Source organism: Pseudomonas sp. SDO5522_S412 (genome assembly GCF_054071215.1).
Genome location: NZ_JBSVWQ010000453.1, coordinates 1 through 418 on the forward strand (window position 1 = coordinate 1; position 418 = coordinate 418).

Here is a 418-nt window from a genome sequence, read left to right on the forward strand (position 1 = left end):
CGGTACAAGCCACGTGCATCAACTGCTTGAACGCCGACGGCGTCTGGTTGAGCACCGTGACGCCCGCGTCGCACAACAGGTCGAGGAATTCCTGGAGCGAGCGGCTGACGTCGTACGGCACGATCAGCAGTTCGCCACCGTGCAGCAGTGCACCGAAAATTTCCCAGACCGAGAAGTCGAAAGCATAGGAGTGAAACAGGCTCCAGACGTCCTGCGGGCCGAAGCCGAACCACGGTTCAGTGGCCGCGAACAGACGCAGGATATTGTGGTGCGCGAGCAAGGTGCCTTTGGGATTGCCGGTGGAACCGGAGGTGTAGATCACGTAGGCGAGGTTCGAAGGATCCACGACGACTTGCGGGTCGCTGTCGGCAAAGGCGCTGACGTCGGTATCCAGCAGCAGGGTTTTCACGCCGTCAGG

At 61.0% G+C, this 418-nt stretch carries 1 protein-coding gene; it reads right to left on the reverse strand.

Going from position 1 to position 418, the window contains the following annotated elements; all coding sequences use genetic code 11:
* Window positions 1-418, reverse strand: a 418-nt coding sequence (locus ACW9I6_RS32420) for an AMP-binding protein (RefSeq protein ID WP_457340247.1), incomplete at both ends; no start/stop codon positions are given.